The organism is Agromyces capsici (assembly GCF_058349965.1).
Genome location: NZ_JBYRET010000001.1, coordinates 2,019,431 through 2,036,195, shown reverse-complemented (window position 1 = coordinate 2,036,195; position 16,765 = coordinate 2,019,431). Strand labels below are relative to the sequence as shown.

Sequence of the window (16,765 nt, the reverse complement as noted above, 5' to 3'; positions counted from 1 at the left end):
AGTCACGGTCCCTTCGGGACGAGTTCGATCTGGATCGCCTCCACCCGCCGGGACTGCCCGGTGGTTCCGGCCGTCTGCCCGTCGGCGACGAACGACTGCCAGCCGATGTCCTGGACATGGGCGCGGTATCGGATCGAGTACTGCTCCGCGAGCTCGCCCGTGAGCCTGATCTGCACCGCTTCGAGGCGCCTGGACTGCCCGACCGTCCCGATGTAGTCGTCGGAATCCGTCCACGGCATCCAGCCGATCATCTGCACGTGACCGCGGTACTCGAGGTCACCCGAGAGCCCCGTGTCGACGACCTCGGCCTGGAGCGCCTCCATCGCGAGCGAGCGTCCGGTGGTGCCGGCGGTCTGGCCGTCCGCCACCGTCTCCATCCAGCCGATGTTCGCGACGTGTGCACGGTACTCCACCGAGGGATCCTCGATCGGTTCGGACTTCTCGAGCAGCCGCACCTGGATCGCCTCGATCTGGAGCGACTGACCGACCGTGCCGGCCACCGCGCCGTTCTCCACCCAGCCCATCCAGCCGATGTTCTGGACGTGGGCGCGGTACGAGACGTCGTACAGGGTCGACAGTTCGTCGGTCAGCCTGAGCCGCACGGCCTCGAGCCGCAGGGCACGCCCCGTGGTGCCGACGAGCGCGTCGTCGTCCCTCCATCCGCTCCAGCCGACGTTCTGCACATGCGAGTTGCTCTCGAAGGAGCCGTCGAATCCGTTGCCGAACATCGACAGGTCGAGCGCCTCGAGCCGCAGGGACTGGCCGAGCGTGCCGGCGATCTGGCCGGACGTCAAGGCGGGGCGCCAGCCGAGCTGCGCGACGTGCGCCGAGTACCGCATGATCGGCGTGTCCGCGCCGTACGAGTCCGCGAGATGCGCGACACGGGTCGCGACCCAGTCGCGCAAGTACTCGACCTCCCCCTGCCACGTGTCGGCGACGACGTGCCCGTTCGATCCGAACACCGACGGTTCACCGAGCACATCGTCCCAGCGCGCGAAGTTCGCCTCGGCGGACTGCTGGATCTCGGCGGCGTAGCCGTCGATCCGCGTCGGAAGCGCGTTCACGAGTTGCTCGAGCTCCTGCTCGTACACGTCGTGCACGAGCTGCACGAACTCCTCATTGCGGAAGAGCTGCGCGAACCAGTCATTGCCCGCACCGCGCAGGGCCTTCGAGTTGCGCACGTAGTCCTGGACCGGGTCACCGCCGAGCCGTTCGATGGTGTAGCTCGCGAAGGCGCTGTCGAAGTCCCAGACCGGACCCGCGTGCAGCACGTCGCCCGCACCGTCCTTCCAGAAGAACACGGACGACCTCGGGATCTCGGGGTTCGCCGCGACCTCGAACACGAAGTGGTACTTGATGAACGACTCGACGTCGATCATCGAGCTGATCTTCGACCAGTCGGGATCGGCCGCGTACAGGTAGGACTCGAACTCGTTCAGGTAGTCCTGGATGTCGGCGTACGCCTCGGCGAGGGGCGGCGCCAGCGGGTCGTCCACGTCCTCGACCGCGTCCTTCAGCACGAAGAGCGAGTTGCTGATGTCGGTGTAGAAGTTGAAGTCCTCCTCGAGACCGTAGTTGAGGTCGAGCTCGAGCATGATGCCGCCGGGATCCTGCATCTCGAGCCGGTTCGTCTTGACCTCCACCTTCTCGGTGAGCAGGTAGTTGCCGAGGAACTCGCCGTCGATCGTGAGGTCGACGAACCGGCTGTCCGGCGAACCCGGGAGCCCGAAGTCCGCCGCCAGGTCGTAGGCGACCTTGTTGCGCAGGAGCGCGGTGTCGGCGTGGTTCGCGAGGAGGATCCACGTCTTCGCGGCCTGCATGCCCAGGATCGGGGTCGAGTCGTCGAACTTGATCTGGAACGGCTTCTTGTCGAGCGTCCACGTGAAGTTCCCGCGACTCTTGATCTCCTCGAGCGTCGCACCGGCGAGGTCGTTCGCCGGGTCGCCCGGATCGGAGAGGTCGAGGACGGCGTGCGGTTCGGTGTCGGGGTCGACCGGGACCTCGTCCTTCGACGCGTAGAGATCCTCCAGGCCGTAGCCTTCCGGAAGCTGGATCGAGATATGGGGCAGGTCGGTGACCGGCGCGGCGAGCGCCGCCTCCGTGACCTGCGTCTCCCCGACGACCCCCTCGGCGAAAGCCGGCGACGCCGCGAGTGGCGACACCAGTGCCAGGGCGACCATCGCGGTCAGGATGCCTCGTCGTCCGCGATACATGATCCCTCCCGCTCCGCACGTCTTCGTGCGTCCGAGCCTCGGCGCTCAGCGGCCGCTGCTCGCCGTGGACGGGAGCATAGCCATGTCGCAGCTGCGCCACAGGGCCCTTGGTCCGAGTACGCCCCCGTACTGGGGGTGCAGACGCGATCTCGTGCTCGTGGTGTCAGGGGCATCGGCACGTTCACGTCGCGACCGCCGCGGAGAGCACCACGGGACTCAGCTGCGCACGATGGCCACCCCCTGCGGCGCCAGCACCAGGCCGGACGCCACGGCGCCGCTGAGCACGTCGACGCCGTCGACCGAGATCGTCGCGTCATCCGCGCCGTGGTTGATCACGAACGTCAGGCCCCCGCGGTTCACCACCTCGACGTGTGCGCCGGAGGCGACGGGCGTGGGCGTTCCCACGCCGCCGTCCGCGAGCACGTGCTCGGCGAGCCGGTTCAGCGCGTCGGGGTCGGGCAGGGTCGCCACGTACCAGGCCGTTCCGGCGCCGGCGGGCCGGCGGGTCACGGCGGGCCACCCGGACAGTGCCCCCTCCGCGAACGTCGCGAGCGTCTCGGCATCGTCGGAGCGAACGAATTCCGCCCACGCCGTACCGGCCGCCTCGGTGCCGAGCAGCGCTCCGTCGAGGGCGACGGGCGGCGGCGGAGCCGTGCCGTCATTGCCCAGATCCGGCCCAGCAGGCGGTGCGAACTCCTCGATCCGCACGCCGAGCGCCCGCCGCAGCGGCTCGCCGAGGTATCCACCGAGTCGCACGTGCAGATGCTCGTCGGTGATCCCGGTGCCGAAGCCGACGACGAGCGCGCCGCCCGGCTCGGCGAACGACGCCAGGTTCGCCGCCTGCGCGTCGGTCACCACGAAGTGCGCCGGCGCAACGACGACGCGATACGCCGACAGGTCGCCGTCCGCGCGCACGAAGTCGACCGCGTGGCCGAACGAGCTCAGCGCGCGATGCCACGCGAAGAGGATCTGCAGGTACGACACCGAGGTCGGCGACGCCGGCTGCTCGATCGCCCACCAGCTGTCCCAGTCGAGGGCGATCGCCACCGACGAGGGCACGCGCATGCCCTCGACCCCTCCGTCGGGCCCGGAGAGCCGCGCGAGCTCGCCGCCGAGCTGCTCGATCTCGCGCCACACCCGGGTGTCGGTGCCGCCGTGCGGGACCATCCCCGAATGGAACTTCTCAGAGCCGGCGGCCGACTGCCGCCACTGGAAGAACAGGATGCCGTCGGCGCCCCGGGCCACGGATTGGTACGACCACGCCCGCATCATGCCCGGCGCCTTCGGCGCGTTGCGCGCCCGCCAGTTCACGGCGCTCGGCGACTGCTCCATGAGCAGCCACGGCGCGCCGCCGCCGAGCGAGCGCATGAGGTCGCGGACCATCGCCGCGTACGCCGGCGAGTCCGGGTCGGCGGGGTCGGGATACGTGTCATCCGACACCACGTCGACGTGCCGCGCCCACTCCCAGTAGTCGACCGGCTTGAAGAAGCCCATGAAGTTCGTCGTGATCGGCACGTCGGAACTCGCCCGGATGACCTCGACCTCGGCCAGGTAGCACGCGAGCAGCTCGTCGCTCGAGAACCGGTCGAAGTCGAGCAGCTGCGTCGGGTTCCGGAACGTCGGCGCCGCGCGCGGCGGCTCGACCTCGTCGAACGCGTCGTACCGCTGGGACCAGAACGCGGTGCCCCAGGCGCGGTTGAGCTCCTCGACCGTGCCGTACCGCGCCTCGAGCCAGGTGCGGAACGCCGCGGCCGACACGTCGCAGTAGCAGCGGCTGACGTGGCATCCGTACTCGTTGTTCACATGCCAGAGTTCCAGTGCCGGATGGCCGGCGTACCGCTCGACCATGCGGTCGACCAGCCGCCGGGCGCGCTCGCGGTAGACGGGCGAGCTCGGGCAGTACTGCTGGCGACTGCCGACCGCGAGGCGCACGCCCTCCTCGGTGACCGGGAGGGTCTCGGGGTGCAGTCTGGCCAGCCACGGCGGCGGCGAGGCGGTCGCGGTGGCGAGGTCGACCCGTAAACCACCGGCGTGCAGGGTGTCGAGCACGTCGTCGAGCCATCCGAAGTCGTACTCGCCGGGCCGGGGTTCGAGGCGGGCCCACGAGAACACGGCCACCGTCGCAAGGTTGACCCCGCCGCGCTGCATCAGCCGCACGTCCTCGTCCCACACCTCCCGCGGCCACTGCTCGGGGTTGTAGTCGCCTCCGTACTTCATGGTCATCCCTTCACGCTCCCGGTGGTCAGGCCGCTCTGCCAGTACCGCTGCAGGAACAGGAACGCGATGATCAGCGGCACGATCGACACGAACGATCCGGTGATGACCGTCGAGAACAGGGCCTGCGACCCGCCGCCGGCCGACGCGGCCGCCTGGATCTGCGCGAGGCCGACCGTGATCGGGTACAGGTCGGAGCTGTTCAACATGATCAGCGGCAGGAAGTAGTTGTTCCACGTCGCGACGAGCGAGAACAGGAACACGGTGACCAGCGCCGGGCCGAGCAGCCGCAGCCCCACCTGCCAGAAGATGCGGAACTCGCCCGCACCGTCGACCCGCGCGGCCTCGATCAGCTCGTCGGGGATCGCGTCGGCCGAGTAGACCCGCATGAGGTACACGCCGAACGGGCTCACGAGCGACGGGATGATGACCGCCCACGGCGTGTTGGTCAGTCCCGCCTGCGAGAACAGCAGGTACGTCGGCAGCGCGAGTGCGGTCAACGGGATCATGATCGCCCCGAGCGTCGCGCTGAACAGCGCCGTGCGGCCCGGGAAGTCGTACTTCGCGAACGCGTAGCCGGCCATCGCCGACAGGAGCGTCGCGCCGATCGCCGCGGCGACCGCGTACGCGATGGTGTTCAGCAGCCAGCGCGCGAAGATGCCGCCCCGCACCGTGAACAGCGTCTGCAGGTTCTCCCACAGCGAGAGGTCGCCGCCGAACCACAGCCCGAACGTCGAGAACAGCGCCTCGTTGTCCTTGGTCGACGAGACGAACAACCACCAGAGCGGAAGGATGAAGTACAGCACGCCGAGCCAGAGCAGCACCGTCAGCAGCGTGCTGCGCCGCTTCTCGGGGTCGAATCGGCGTGCCTTGCGTCGGGCGGCCTTCGGGGCACCTGCCGTCACGGCGGCGCGGGTCTCGAGCGAGGTCATGGCAGGATCCGTCCTTCTGCCGCCATGATCTTCTCGGTCAGCGGCTTGCGTTCACGGCGCTCGGTTGCGATCTGGAACACGTACGACAGCACGGCGATCACGATGCCGAGCAGGAACGCGATCGCCGCCGCGTAGTTCAGCTCCCGGTTGAGGAACGCCAGGTTGTACGCGTAGTAGTTCGGCGTGAAGGAGTTCGTGATCGCGTCGGGCGCGATCGCGTTCAGCAGGCTCGGCTCGGCGAACAGCTGGAAGGTGCCGATGATCGAGAAGATCACGGTCAGGATGATCGCGGGCCGGATGGCGGGGATCTTGATGCTCCACGCGATGCGGAACTGCCCCGCGCCGTCGATCTCGGCTGCCTCGTACAGGTCGCTCGGGATCGAGCGGAGCGCCGCGTACATGATGATCATGTTGTAGCCGACGAACTCCCACGTGACGATGTTCATCATCGAGCCGAGGATGTTCTCGGGGGTCAGGAACTCGGGCGTGCCCCATCCGAGCGCTCGAGCGATCTGCGCGATCGGCCCGAAGTCGGGGCCGTAGAGGTAGCCCCACATGAGGGTCGCGACGACGGCGGGCACGGCGTAGGGCATGAACACGAGCAGGCGCACGCTGCGCGCTCCGCGGGCGCGGCCGCTGTCGAGCGCGAGCGCGAAGAGCAGCGCCAGTCCCAGCATGATCGGCACCTGGATGATGAAGAACAGGCCCATCCGGCCGAGGCTCGCGAGGAACGCGGAGTCCTGCAGCGCCCGCACGTAGTTGGCGAGCCCGGCGAAGACCTCGCCGCCGATGAGCTTGCTCTCGAACAGGCTCAGGTATCCCGCGTAGACGAGCGGGATCACGAGCATCGTGATGAACACGACGAAGAACGGGAGGATGAACAGGTAGGCGGCGATGCGCTGCTTGCGCTTCGTCGAACTGTGGCGGCGGGCGGGCGGGGCGGTGGCGGGATGGCGCTCGGCGCTGAGTGCCGGTGATGCGGACACGTCGACTCCTGACTCGTTGTGCGGAAGGGTGCGGGCGCCCGCCGTCGTGCGGCGACGGGCGCCCGAGACCTCACTCGACGGTGAAGCCCTGGTCCTCCGCATAGCCGACGAGCTGGTCCTGCCACTCGTCGAGCGCGGCGGCGATGTCGCCCTTGTCGGCGATCACGGTGCCCATCGTCTCCTCGTAGCTGGAGTACACGAACTCCATGAACGGCAGCCACTGGAAGTCGGTGTCGACGGTCTCCGAGATCTCGGCGAACAGCTTGTTGACCTGCTGGCCGCCGTAGAACTCCGACTCCTGGTCGATGAAGTCGGGGTTCTCGAGCACCGAGTTCTGCGGCGGGTACAGGAACTGCTCCGTCGCGAGCATCAGCGCCGACTCCTCGTCGTGGTTGATGAACTTCGCGAGCTCGTACGCGGCGATGGGGTTCTCGCTCGACGCGAGCACGGCGTCGGACGATCCGCCCCAGTTGCCCGAGACGTTCTCGCCATCCGCCCACTGCGGCAGCGGCGCCGCGCGCCAGAGTCCGGACGTGCCCTCGGCGGTGCCCTGCAGGAACACGGGGCCCCACGCGGCGGTCAGCCAGCCCGCGTACTTGCCGCTCGCGAGGCCCTGGTACCACTGGTCGTTGAAGTCGACGTCGGTCGAGATCAGGTCCTGCTGGATCAGGTCGGTCCAGTACGAGGCGACCTCCTTGGCCTCGTCGCTGTTGACGTCGATGGTGACCGTCTCGGCGCCGTCGTAGCCGAACGGCTTGACTCCGGCCTGCCAGAAGAAGCCGATCATCTGGCCGGCCTGCGTCGCGCCGAGGTTCGAGATGTACGAACCGGTCGAGTCCTTCACCGCTCGCGCGGCTTCGGCATACGCCTCCCACGTCGCCGGCGGCTCGGTGATGCCTGCCTGCCCGAGGAGATCCTCACGGTACAGGTTGCCCATCGGGCCGACGTCCTGCGGGATGGCCCAGACCTCGTCGTCGGGCGAGACCTGGTTCCAGGCCCAGCCGACGTAGTCGTCCTCGATCTCGCCCGCCCCGTACGGCGACAGGTCGAGCAGCGACTCGCTCAGCACGAACGAGGGGATGTACTGGTACTCGACCTGCGCGACATCCGGTGCGCCCTCGCCCGCCTCGATGGCGCTGCGGAGCTTCTGGTAGTGGGGCAGGCCCTGGCCGACGTTCTCGACCGTGACGTCGATCGCCGGGTACGCCTCCTCGAAGAGGGCGACCTCGTTCTCGATGTCGGGCACCCACGTCCAGAACGTGAGCTCGGTCGGCGTGCTGAGGGCCTCTTCGCGCTGCTCGTCGGTGATCTCCTCGGTGGGCCCGGCATCGTCTCCGCCGCCGGGCGCGCAGCCGGAAAGGACCAGTGCTGTGGCGACGGCGCCGGCGCCGAGGGCCAGCGCGGTTCTTGGTGCGTTCCTCATGTCCTTCTTCCTCTTCTCCAGGGCGACGGTGGATCCGGTCGCCTCACCCGTCGAGCAGGGTCAGCGTCGACCATGCCTCGAGCGGGAGTTCGGTGCCGGCCGCATGCGCGGCGGCGGTGACCGCGTCGGTGACGTCGCGGTCGAGCGTGATGGCGGTGTCAGTCCCGCTCCAGTTGAAGACGAACCAGGCGCGTCGCCCCTGCGCGGTGTGACCGGATGACACGGTCACGGGCAGCGCGCGGTCGGACGCGAGCTCGTCGGCGACGGGTGCCGGCACGGCCCACCGGATCAGGTCGGCGGCGAGCGCGGGCGAGGGCACGGTGCCGACGACGGTGATGCGGCCCGAGCCGTGCGCGTTGGTCGTGATCGCGGGGAAGTCGCCGAACCGCGGGTGCTCGTAGCGTGCGAGCACCCCGGCCCCGTCCGCGATGAGCCCGTCCGCCCAGAGGCGCGCCGCGGCATCCGCCCTCGTCTGGAACGGCTCGGTCGGGATCACGGCGAGGTCGGCGCGGAGGTTCGAGAACTCCTCGTAGTGGACGCCCGCAGCCTCGGCCAGGCGGGCAGGCGCGACCTCGACGCGGGCGCGAGCCTCCTCGTCGCCGTACCCCGTGCGGATGCCGATCACGAGATGCCCGCCCGCCGCGGAGTACTCGCGCAGCAGGTCGAGGTCGTCATCGGATGCGGCGTACAGACCGGGCGCGACGAGCACGGGGAACCGCGCGGCGAGCGCCTCCGCACCGATCTCGCGCGCCTGGCCGACGTGAAGGATCCGCGCCTGCGCACCGGCGTCGATCACCCCCCTGTGGAACGCGTCGACGATGCGCTGGTAGGACGCGCGATCGGGCGCGCCAGCCGGCGTGGACAACGGGGGGAAGAACTCGAGCGCGAAGCGGCTGTCGTTCGACCACAGGATCGCGACGTCGGCATCAGGCTCGAACCCGTCGAGCGCACCCCCGATCGCCCGCAGGTCGGCGCCCACGTCGGCGAGCTCCCGGTACACGCGCCCCGGCTGCAGGCTGTGCGGGATGACGCCGCCCCAGTAGGTCTCGGTGCCGTAGGGCAGCGTGTGCCAGTGCCAGTACTCGATCATCGCCGCACCGCGCGAGATGAACGCGAATGCGGCCTGCCTCAGCTGGCCGGGGTACGGCGGGAGGTTGAACTCCGATCCGCCGATCGACTGGGCGTCGGTCTCGGTCACGAGGAACCGCGACTGCTTCGAGGAGTAGAGCCGGTCGGCCTGGCGGAACATCGCCGCGACGCCCGACGTGGTCCAGTGCGTCACCGGCTCCAGGTCGAGTGTCGCATCGAGGTGGTCCTGCATCGCGTAGTACGGATTGCCGGCCGTGATGTCGAGCGCGTCGACGAGTGCCTCGTCGTCGAGCGCCGGCCGAGGGTAGGCGATGCAGGTCGTGACGAACTGCGCAGGACTCGCGTATTCGCGCACGATCTCGGCCTGCCAGGCGATGAACTCGGTCGTGAGGTCGGCCTGGTAGCGCCGCCAGGCGAGGTCGTACTGCGGCAGCGTGTTCCCGTCGGGAGTCCACAGGTCGGACCAGTCGGAGAGGCGGTGCGACCAGTAGGTCAGACCCCATTCGCGGTTCAGCGTCTCGACGTCGCCGTACTTCTCCTTCAGCCGCCGCACGAACCGCTGGAAGGAGCCGCGGTTGTGGAAGAGCTCCATGCCGGGTTCGTTGTCGACCTGGTAGCCGATGACGGCGGGGTGGTCGGCGTACCGTGCGATCACGGCGCGGATGACCCGCTCGGCGTGGAACCGGAAGGCCGGGTGCGAGTAGTCGACCTCCTGGCGGGCCCCCCACGGCACGCGCTCGCCGGTGCGCCGCTCGGCGGCGATCTCCGGGTACGCGGTCTGCAGCCACGGCGGCACCGCGTAGGTGGGCGTGCCGAGGACGACCGCGATGCCGCGTTCGTGTGCGCCGTCGAGCACCGGCTGCAGCCAGTCGAGGTCGAACTCGCCGTCGCGAGGCTCCCAGGTGGACCAGACGGACTCGCCGACGCGGATGACGGTGAACCCGGCCGCGGTCATCAGGTCGAGGTCGGCCTCGGTGCGCTCCTCGCGGTGGTACTCGGCATAGTACGCGGCGCCGAAGAGGATGCCGTCGATGCTCGTCGCGGGCTGGGGGTCGGTCATCGTGATGCGTACTCCGTCGTAGGCGTGGCAGTCGAGTTCGATGCGTGAATGTTTCCGATAACATCCGTTTGGGAATAGGATGTTGCCGATAACATCGAATTGTCAAGCACTGTTTCGTGATCGTGACGAATGGCCCCCCTCCGGGCGTCGAGGGGCCCGACGCCGGTCGGGGAGGATCGTGGGATGAGCGAGAGCGCAGCTCCCCTGAAACCGGCTCCCCCGCCACGGCCAATGAAGCCCGCGACGATCTACGACGTCGCCCGGGCCGCCGGGGTGTCGCACCAGACCGTGAGCCGCTTCCTCAAGGGCTTCGAGGGCATCCGCCCCGAGACCCGCGAGAAGGTCGTCCGAGCCCTCGACGAGCTCGGCTACCGGCCGAACCTGACCGCCCGCAGCCTGAAGTCCGGCCGCTCGCATCGGATCGGGGCGCTCACGCACGAACTCTCCAACGTCGGCCCGAGCCGGGTCGCCGAGGGGGCGAGCGCCGCCGCACGCGAACGCGGCTACGTGCTCGACCTCGTCTCGCTCGACGCGGCCGACCCGCGAGCGGTCGAGGAGTCCCTCGAGCTCATCACGCAGCACAGCCTCGCGGGCGTGCTCGCGCTGTCGTCGACCGACGAGATGACCCGCGCTTTCGAGACCACCGCCTTCCGCGTGCCCGTCTTCATCGACGCCGAACTCGACGACGCCGAGGGCAACCCTCGCACCGCGTTGACGAAGGTCGGCGTTCCGGCGCTCATCGCCCACCTCGCCGGCCTGGGGCACCGGCGATTCCTCCACATCGCCGGCCCGCAGATGTGGTCGGCCGCGCGCAACCGCGTCGTCGCCTACCACGCCGAGCTCGAGGCCCGAGGCCTCGAAGCGGTCGGCGTCCTGCCCGGCGACTGGTCGGCGAAGTCGGGCTACGAGGCGATCGCGCGACTGCCGGAGCTCCCCGACGCGACGGCGATCGTCGCCGCCAACGACCAGACCGCACTGGGAGCGATGCTCGCGCTGAAGGAGCGCGGGATCCGGATCCCCGACGACATCAGCGTCGTCGGCATCGACGACATCCCCGAGGCCGCCTACTTCGATCCGCCGCTCACGACGGTCCGCATCGACTTCGAGTCCCAGGGGCGGGCATCCGTGCTGCGACTCATCGCGCAGATCGAGGGCACCGACGAGGCCCCACCCGCGGTGCCGGAGCCGCGGCTGGTCGTCCGCAGCTCCACCGGGCCGGCGCGCGACGGGCGGTGAATGTCGGAGGCCGTCGGCACGATGGGCGCATGACGATCGAGGTCCGCCCCGCGTCCGGCTTCGACGACGTCGCGGCCGTCGTTGGCCCCAAACGGCCCGATGCGAACGTGTGCTGGTGCCTGAGCTACCGGCTCATGTCGTCGAGGGAGAACCTCGCGCTGCGCGGCCCGGCGCGCGGCGAACGCGTCGCCGAGCTCGTGCGGCAGAGTCCGCCGCCGGGCGTGCTCGCGTACGACGGCGACGAGGTGGTCGGCTGGGCGGCGGTCCACGCGCGCGCCGACACGAGCTTCGCCACCAGCCGGAAGATCCCGCACGTCGACGACCTCGACGTGTGGTCGGTGTGGTGCATCCGCGTGCGGCCGGGCCATCGCAAGCAGGGCATCTCGCACCAGCTGCTCGCCGGGGCCGTCGAGTTCGCGCGCTCGTACGGCGCGCCCGCGATCGAGGGCTACCCGGTCGACAACCGCGGGGCGAATGTCGACCTGACGATGGCCTACGTCGGCACGCGGTCGCTGTTCGAGCGCGCCGGGTTCGCCAAGGCGGCCGACACCGACTCGATGGTGGGCGGCTTCCCGCGCGTGCTCATGCGGCTCGACCTGCGCTGACCGGCGTGCAGGCGCGAAGATCGACGCATGAGCATGCATGACGCGCCGATCGAGGTGGCGGTCGCCGTCGACATCGGCGGCACGAAGGTCGACGCCGCGCTCGTCGACCCCCGTGGCCGGATCGTGCCGGGCAGCCGCCATCGCGCCCCCACCGGGCCTGGCCAGACGCCCGAGACCTTCACCGCCGCGATCGCGTCGGTGTGCCGGCCCGCGATGGATGCCGCGGGGCCGGCCCACCGCGTCGTCGGCATCGGCATCGGCACCGCCGGGCCGCTCCTGGGCGACGGCACGCGCATCTCGCCGCTCAACCTGCCGGGCATCCGCGAGTTCCCGCTGGTCCCGGCGGTCGAGGGCCTCGCCGCGGGCGCGCCCGTGCGGGTCGCGCTCGACGGCACGTGCATCGCCCTCGCCGAGTTGCGGTTCGGCGCGCTCCGCGGGGTGCGCAACGGCATCGCGATGGTGGTCTCGACGGGCATCGGCGGCGGCATCGTGGTCGACGGTCGCGTCATCCGCGGCGACACCGGCAACGCCGGTCACGTCGGCCAGGTCTGGGTGCGTCGACCCGACCCGGTCGACCCGGTCGACGCGACGGTCGAGGGCGTCGCCTCCGGGCCGGCGACCGTGCGGTGGGCGAACGAGCAGGGCTGGGCGGGCACCGACGGCCGGCGACTCGCCGCCGACTACCGCGCGGGCGACCCCGTCGCCGTGCGCGCCGTGCACCGCTCGGCCGACGCGGTCGGGCAGGCCATCGCGGGCTACGCGGCGCTGCTCGACCTCCGCACCGCGGCCGTCGGGGGCGGCTTCTCGCACGTCGCCGACGACTACCTGCCGCTCGTCGAGGCGGCTGCACGCCGAGCCGCGGTGCTGCCGGCGGCCGCCGAGATGCGGGTCGTGCCGGCCGAGCTCGGCGACGCTGCGCCGCTCGTCGGCGCCGCGCTGCTCGTGCACGACGCCTGACGCCGGCCTTCCGCGAGGCGGGCTGGGCGCCGGGCTGCACCGCCGTCGGCTCAGCCTCCGCCGGCGAAGCGCGCGGCACCGCCCGCGACCGTGGCGGCGCGCACGCGCTCCCGGTGCTCCGCGGCCATCCCGTCGAGGCGGGCGAGCGGATGCCACGCGAGGTCGACCATCTCGCCGTCGGCCGAGTACGGCTCGCCGGCCAGCCACGTGCACCGGAACGTCAGGTCGAGGTAGTCGGCCTGGTCGCCGTTCGGGTACGTGACGCGGGGCACCTGGTGCACCCAGGCGAGCGCGTCGACGCGGATCTCGACGCCGGCCTCCTCGAGCGCCTCGCGTCGGGCGGTGACGGCGGGCTCCTCGCCGGGATCGACGATGCCGGTGATCGGCGTGAGCGCCCCGGTGTCGGAGCGGCGGCCGAGCAGCACCTCGTCACCGCGCAGGATCACCGCGGTGACGCCGACCAGCGGCAGCGGAGCCGTGCCGACGTGGCGACGGAGGTCGAGCACGAACTCGGGCGTGGGCATGGCGCCACCCTATGCCCCCTCGCGCGTCCCGCCGCTGGCCGCGTCCCGCCGTTCGTCGCGCCGGTGGTGCCGTTCGTCGCGCGGGGGCTACCGCGGATCGCCGTTCGTGCGCTATGGTCTGTTTCCTGACTGAACGATCGGTCGGCAAATCCCCTCGGCGCACCACCCTCGCGCTGGATACCCGAGTCCCGCAAGAACAACGGAGTTCGCATGACCTCAACCACGCACGAAACCGAGCGCACCGGCCGCATGTCATCCGAGGAGCGCAAGGTCCTCGCCGGAACCCTCGTCGGCACGTCCATCGAGTGGTACGACTTCTTCATCTACGCCCAGGCCGCCGGCCTCGTGCTCGCGCCGCTCTTCCTCGCGCCGCTGGCCGAGTCGAACCCCGGTCTGGCGCAGGTGCTCGCCTTCGCGACGATCGGCATCTCGTTCCTGTTCCGACCGCTCGGCGCGGTGATCGCCGGCCGGCTCGGCGACAAGATCGGACGCAAGAAGATGCTCGTCTTCACGCTCGTGATGATGGGCGTCTCGACCTCGCTCATCGGCTTCCTGCCCACCTACGCCGCGATCGGCATCGCGGCGCCGATCCTGCTGATCAGCCTGCGCATCCTGCAGGGCTTCTCCGCCGGCGGCGAGTGGGGCGGCGCGGCGCTGATGTCGGTCGAGCACGCGCCGCGCGGCAAGCGCGGCTTCTTCGGCGCCTTCCCGCAGATCGGCGTCCCGATCGGCATGATCCTCGCCACGTTCACGCTGTGGATCATCACCTCGTCCATGTCGCCCGAGGCGTTCATGGAGTGGGGCTGGCGCATCCCGTTCATGCTCTCGATCGTGCTGATCGTGGTCGGCTACCTGATCCGTCGCGCGGTCGAGGAGAGCCCGGTCTTCACGGAGCTCCAGCAGCGCCAGGCCGAGTCGTCGGCACCGCTGAAGGACCTGTTCCGCAGCAACACGAAGAACGTCGTCCTGACCGCGGTCATCTTCATCGCGAACAACGCCGCGGGCTACCTGCTCATCGCCTACTTCGCGACCTACGCGGTGACGGCGCTCGGCATGGACCGTCCGACGGTGCTGCTCGCGACGACGTTCGCCTCGTTCGGCTGGCTGATCTTCACGCTGTGGGGCGGCCGCCTGTCCGATCGCCTCGGTCGTGTCCGCACGTTCCAGATCGGCTACGTGTTCCTCGCCCTCTGGGCAGTCCCGATGTGGTTCCTCATCGACACCGGCGAGATCCTCTGGTACTTCGTCGCACTGTTCCTGATGACGTTCGGCCTCGGCCTCTCCTACGGTCCGCAGGCGGCCCTCTACGCCGAGATGTTCCCGGCGCGGGTGCGCTACTCGGGCGTCTCGATCGGGTACGCCCTCGGCGCCATCCTCGGCGGCGCGTTCGCCCCGATGATCGCCGAGGCGCTGATGGTCGCGACCGGCCAGTCGTGGACCATCGGCGTCTACATCGCGATCGCCGCGGTGATCTCGCTGATCGGCGTCTCGCTCGTCAAGGAGACGAAGGGCGTCGACCTCAACGCCTGATCGACGACCGCGCGATGGGGGCGGATGCCGCGGCATCCGCCCCCATCGTCGTCTCCGCCTCCGCGGGTCTCGCGCAGGTCAGGGTGACGGTTCGACGCGCCGCTCGGCCGACGCCTCGAGTGCGCGGATCAGCGTGCGCGAGTCCCACGGCCCGATGTGCCGGACCCCGCCGATGAAGAACGTCGGGGTCGAGTGCAGGTCCATCAGCTCGGCGTCGAGCTGGTCCTCCTCGACGCGGAGCACCACCTTCGGCGAGCGCATGTCGTCGATGAAGCGGTCCACGTCGAGGTCGAGCTCGTCCGCGTAGCGGCAGAGGTCGTCGGGCGTGAGCGCGTCCTGTCGCGCGAACAGCAGCCGCGACATCTCGAGGAAGCGGCCCTGCAGCGCCGCGGCCTCGTACGCCTGCGCCGCCTCCTTCGCGTGCGCGTGCACCGACTCGAGCGGCAGGTGACGCCACACCCAGCACACGTCCTCGCCGAAGTGATCGATGACCGCGTCGATCGACCCGGTGGCACGGCTGCAGAACGGGCACTCGAAGTCTCCGTACTCGACGATCTGGTACGGGGCGTCGGGGCGGCCGCGGTAGTGGTCGCGCGTCGGGTCGAACGGCCGCGCGAGCACCTTGCCGATCGGCTGCGGCGGCGCCAGCCGGTCGGCGATCGTGAAGATCGCCCAGCCGAGCGTGAACGCGATGACGGATGCCGCGAGCACGCCGACGCGCGCCAGGTCCTGGGTCTCGGAGTCGGCGATCGCGAGGGTCACGATGAACAGCGAGATCGTGAAGCCGATGCCCGAGAGGGCCGCCCCGCCCGCGATGCGCGGCATCCCGAGCCCCGGCGCGAGGCGGCCGAGTCCCGTCATCCGCATCAGCGCGGTCGCCCCCGCGATGCCCACGAACTTGCCGACGACGAGGCCCGCGACGATGCCCCAGGTGAGTGGCGAGGCGGCCGCGGCGGCGAGCGTCTCGGCGTCGAGGTGCACGCCCGCGTTGGCGAGGGCGAACAGCGGCAGCACGAGGAACGAGATGTAGGGGCCCCACGCCGCCTGCAGCCGGTCGTTGATCGACAGCGAGTCGCGCAGGCTCCGGGCGACCGCGGCGGCGTAGGCCGCGTTGGGCGACTCGCGGAACGCCCGCGAGAGCTCGGCGGAGCGCTCGACGTCGGTGCGCCGCGGCGGGAACACGGGGATGAGCAGCGCGACCGCGACGCCCGCCAGCGTCGGGTGCACGCCCGCCGCGGCGATCGCGAACCACAGCGCGATGCCGAGCGTCGCGTACGCGATGCCGCGCCCGGCCGGCAGGAACCGCACCAGCGCGATGGCGACCATCAGCAGGACCGAGATCGCGAGCGGCGCGAGGTCGATGCCCGAGTTGTAGAACACCGCGATGGCCAGCAGCGCGCCGATGTCGTCGACGACCGCGAGCGTGAGCAGGAACGCCCGGAGCCGGGCGGGGAACTTCGGCCCGATGATCGCGAGCGCGCCGAGCAGGAACGCCGTGTCCATCGAGATCACGACGCCCCACGCGTGCGCCTCCCCCGACGGCCACGCGATGAGCAGGAAGATCAGGGCGGGCACGATGAGCCCGGCGACCGCCGCCACGACCGGCACCACGGCACGCTTGGGGTCGGTGAGCTCGCCGAGCGTGAATTCGCGCTTGACCTCGAGTCCGACCACGAAGAAGAACAGCGTCATGACGGCGTCGTTGACGACGTGATGCAGCGTCGTGGTCAGCACCAGGTCGCCGACGCCGAGCTCGACCGGCGTCTCCCAGAACTGCTCGTAGGTCTCGCCCCAGGGCGAGTTGGCCCACAGGATCGCGAAGACGGTGAACACGAGCAGCAGCGCCGCGGCCGCACGGTCGCCGGTTCCGAAGCGCAGTCGCGCGTGCCACGGCGTGGTGGTCGTGGTCGTGCCGGACGCAGGGGCGGGCGCTGCGGCGCTCATGCGCCAATGCTAGGGGGCGGATGGCGCGGGGCGGGCGGATCGCCCGCGAACC

Annotated in this window: 12 protein-coding genes; 4 read left to right on the top strand and 8 right to left on the bottom strand. The window is 70.4% G+C overall.

All coding sequences use genetic code 11. The annotated features are described in order from the left end of the window. Nucleotides 1–2: 2 nt before the first annotated feature. From AC3RKB_RS09590 to AC3RKB_RS09565, 6 genes are all read right to left on the bottom strand, one after another. Nucleotides 3–2,180 (bottom strand): CotH kinase family protein, encoded by a 2,178-nt coding sequence (locus AC3RKB_RS09590; protein ID WP_491435852.1) that lies wholly within the window; start codon nt 2,178–2,180, stop codon nt 3–5. Between the two features lie 249 nt (nt 2,181–2,429). Further along, nucleotides 2,430–4,436 carry a beta-galactosidase gene (locus AC3RKB_RS09585; protein WP_491435851.1) on the bottom strand — a complete coding sequence of 669 codons (2,007 nt, stop codon included), beginning with the start codon at nt 4,434–4,436 and terminating at the stop codon, nt 2,430–2,432. After that, nucleotides 4,433–5,359: a carbohydrate ABC transporter permease gene (locus AC3RKB_RS09580; protein ID WP_491435850.1), complete on the bottom strand. Its 927-nt coding sequence runs from the start codon at nt 5,357–5,359 to the stop codon at nt 4,433–4,435. The genes AC3RKB_RS09585 and AC3RKB_RS09580 overlap by 4 nt, the downstream gene beginning before the upstream one ends. Then, nucleotides 5,356–6,345: a carbohydrate ABC transporter permease gene (locus AC3RKB_RS09575; protein ID WP_491435849.1), complete on the bottom strand. Its 990-nt coding sequence runs from the start codon at nt 6,343–6,345 to the stop codon at nt 5,356–5,358. The genes AC3RKB_RS09580 and AC3RKB_RS09575 overlap by 4 nt, the downstream gene beginning before the upstream one ends. Nucleotides 6,346–6,415: 70 nt before the next feature. After that, a complete protein-coding gene (locus AC3RKB_RS09570; protein ID WP_491435848.1) occupies nt 6,416–7,768 on the bottom strand; it encodes an ABC transporter substrate-binding protein in 1,353 nt (450 codons plus the stop codon). Between the two features lie 43 nt (nt 7,769–7,811). Further along, nucleotides 7,812–9,917: a beta-galactosidase gene (locus AC3RKB_RS09565; protein ID WP_491435847.1), complete on the bottom strand. Its 2,106-nt coding sequence runs from the start codon at nt 9,915–9,917 to the stop codon at nt 7,812–7,814. Between the two features lie 183 nt (nt 9,918–10,100). Between AC3RKB_RS09565 and AC3RKB_RS09560 the strand changes: the two genes are divergently transcribed. From AC3RKB_RS09560 to AC3RKB_RS09550, 3 genes are read left to right on the top strand one after another with little or no spacing between them, the layout of a single operon-like run. After that, a complete protein-coding gene (locus AC3RKB_RS09560) occupies nt 10,101–11,153 on the top strand; it encodes a LacI family DNA-binding transcriptional regulator (RefSeq protein ID WP_491435846.1) in 1,053 nt (350 codons plus the stop codon). Nucleotides 11,154–11,182: 29 nt separating this feature from the next. After that, nucleotides 11,183–11,758, top strand: a complete 576-nt coding sequence (locus tag AC3RKB_RS09555) for a GNAT family N-acetyltransferase (RefSeq protein ID WP_491435845.1) — start codon at nt 11,183–11,185, stop codon at nt 11,756–11,758. A 27-nt stretch (nt 11,759–11,785) separates the two neighbouring features. After that, nucleotides 11,786–12,715 carry an ROK family protein gene (locus AC3RKB_RS09550; protein ID WP_491435844.1) on the top strand — a complete coding sequence of 310 codons (930 nt, stop codon included), beginning with the start codon at nt 11,786–11,788 and terminating at the stop codon, nt 12,713–12,715. 50 nt (nt 12,716–12,765) lie between these two features. On the opposite strand, the gene AC3RKB_RS09545 is transcribed toward AC3RKB_RS09550, so the two are convergent. Then, on the bottom strand, nt 12,766–13,239 hold the full coding sequence (locus tag AC3RKB_RS09545) for an NUDIX hydrolase (protein ID WP_491435843.1): 474 nt from the start codon (nt 13,237–13,239) through the stop codon (nt 12,766–12,768). Nucleotides 13,240–13,449: 210 nt separating this feature from the next. On the opposite strand from AC3RKB_RS09545, the gene AC3RKB_RS09540 reads away from it, so the two are divergent. After that, entirely contained in the window at nt 13,450–14,769 is a 1,320-nt protein-coding gene (locus tag AC3RKB_RS09540) for an MFS transporter (protein WP_491435842.1), read from the top strand. 78 nt (nt 14,770–14,847) lie between these two features. Here the strand turns inward: AC3RKB_RS09540 and nhaA are convergent, their stop codons facing one another. Continuing rightward, the gene (gene nhaA, locus AC3RKB_RS09535) at nt 14,848–16,713 is read right to left on the bottom strand and encodes a Na+/H+ antiporter NhaA (RefSeq protein ID WP_491435841.1); all 1,866 of its coding nucleotides are present in this window, start codon (nt 16,711–16,713) and stop codon (nt 14,848–14,850) included. Nucleotides 16,714–16,765: the final 52 nt, after the last annotated feature.

What these genes read in the sequence shown, in the direction of transcription:
- AC3RKB_RS09590 (WP_491435852.1), bottom strand. Translation starts at nt 2,180, where the DNA reads ATGGTCGCCCTGGCACTGGTGTCGCCACTCGCGGCGTCGCCGGCTTTC.
- AC3RKB_RS09585 (WP_491435851.1), bottom strand. Translation starts at nt 4,436, where the DNA reads ATGACCATGAAGTACGGAGGCGACTACAACCCCGAGCAGTGGCCGCGG.
- AC3RKB_RS09580 (WP_491435850.1), bottom strand. Translation starts at nt 5,359, where the DNA reads ATGACCTCGCTCGAGACCCGCGCCGCCGTGACGGCAGGTGCCCCGAAG.
- AC3RKB_RS09570 (WP_491435848.1), bottom strand. Translation starts at nt 7,768, where the DNA reads ATGAGGAACGCACCAAGAACCGCGCTGGCCCTCGGCGCCGGCGCCGTC.
- AC3RKB_RS09565 (WP_491435847.1), bottom strand. Translation starts at nt 9,917, where the DNA reads ATGACCGACCCCCAGCCCGCGACGAGCATCGACGGCATCCTCTTCGGC.
- AC3RKB_RS09560 (WP_491435846.1), top strand. Translation starts at nt 10,101, where the DNA reads ATGAGCGAGAGCGCAGCTCCCCTGAAACCGGCTCCCCCGCCACGGCCA.
- AC3RKB_RS09555 (WP_491435845.1), top strand. Translation starts at nt 11,183, where the DNA reads ATGACGATCGAGGTCCGCCCCGCGTCCGGCTTCGACGACGTCGCGGCC.
- AC3RKB_RS09550 (WP_491435844.1), top strand. Translation starts at nt 11,786, where the DNA reads ATGAGCATGCATGACGCGCCGATCGAGGTGGCGGTCGCCGTCGACATC.
- AC3RKB_RS09545 (WP_491435843.1), bottom strand. Translation starts at nt 13,239, where the DNA reads ATGCCCACGCCCGAGTTCGTGCTCGACCTCCGTCGCCACGTCGGCACG.
- AC3RKB_RS09540 (WP_491435842.1), top strand. Translation starts at nt 13,450, where the DNA reads ATGACCTCAACCACGCACGAAACCGAGCGCACCGGCCGCATGTCATCC.
- nhaA (WP_491435841.1), bottom strand. Translation starts at nt 16,713, where the DNA reads ATGAGCGCCGCAGCGCCCGCCCCTGCGTCCGGCACGACCACGACCACC.